This window comes from Streptomyces sp. KR55 (assembly GCF_052245645.1).
Classification (GTDB): domain Bacteria; phylum Actinomycetota; class Actinomycetes; order Streptomycetales; family Streptomycetaceae; genus Streptomyces; species Streptomyces flavusporus.
The window spans coordinates 1-1236 of record NZ_JBQQCE010000926.1 but is presented as its reverse complement, the minus strand read 5'-3'; the positions used below and the strand labels follow the sequence as shown (position 1 = coordinate 1236).

The 1236-nt window shown below is 71.5% G+C and carries 1 protein-coding gene; it reads right to left on the bottom strand.

Going from position 1 to position 1236, the window contains the following annotated elements; translation table 11 throughout:
• Positions 1 to 1236, bottom strand: a 1236-nt coding sequence (locus ACTWQJ_RS51550) for an AMP-binding enzyme (RefSeq protein WP_443313227.1), incomplete at both ends; no start/stop codon positions are given.

Here is a 1236-nt window from a genome sequence, read left to right as displayed (position 1 = left end):
CTCCAGCTCGCGCGCCCAGTGCCGGAACGATGTCGGCACCGCAGCCAGCTCCGGGACACGCCCCGCCGCCAACGCCCCATACGCCTCCGCCAGATCCGGCACCAGCGCCTGCCACGAGACGGTGTCCACCGCCAGGTGGTGCACGACCAGCAGCAGCCGACCGGCCGCCTCCGGCCCGGCATCCAGCCAGGTGGCTTGGAGCATCACACCGGCTTCGGGATCGAGCCGCTCCACCGCCGCACGAACCTGCTCTTCGAGTGCAAGCGTCAGGCCGGCGGCGGACACCTCCACCCGGCGCACCCAGTCCTCCACCGGAACCGAACCCGCCTCCGGCACCACCAGACGCGACCGCTCACCCGACTCCAGCCCGGCCCGCAACACGTCATGGTGATCCACCACCGCCCGCACCGCGGCCACCAACGTGCCGAACTCCAGCCCGGCCGGTGTCCTCACCGCACCGGTCTGGACGACCCCGTGCAGCCGGTCCGCACCGGTGCGCTCCAGCAGCTCGCGCATGACCGGCGTCAGCGGTATCTCACCGCTGCCGGAGACGCCGGTACCGGGCCGGGCACCGTCCGCCGTCGTGGCCACCGCCGCCAGGCGGGCGGGTGTGCGCTGCTCGAAGACCTGCCGGGAACTGATCACCAGCCCCGCACGGCGGGCGTTCGACACCAGCAGCATCGACATGATCGAGTCGCCGCCCAGCTCGAAGAAGCTGTCCTCGACCCCGACCTCCTCCACGCCCAGCACCTCACCGAACAGCCCGCACAGCAGCGCCTCGGCCGCTGTGACCGGGGCACGGCCCTCACCTTGGGCGGTCGTCTCGGGAGCGGGCAGCGCCTTGCGGTCCACCTTGCCATTCACCGTCAGCGGCAGGGCGTCGAGGACCATGACCGCGGACGGCACCATGTACTCGGGCGACATCCGGGCCACGTGTTCGCGCAGGTGCTGCGTGTCGACTTCCTGCCCTTCCTGTCCTTCCCGTCCTTCGGGCACGACGTACCCCACCAGACGCTTGTCGCCGGGCCGGTCCTCGCGCACCACCACAACCGCCTGACGCACCTCCGGATGCGAGGCGAGCACGGACTCGACCTCACCCGGCTCGACACGGAAACCGCGGATCTTGACCTGCTCGTCCGCACGCCCCGCAAACTCCAGCAACCCGTCCGCCGTCCACCGGGCCAGGTCACCCGAGCGATACATCCGCCCGCCCTCGACGAACGGGCACGCCACGAA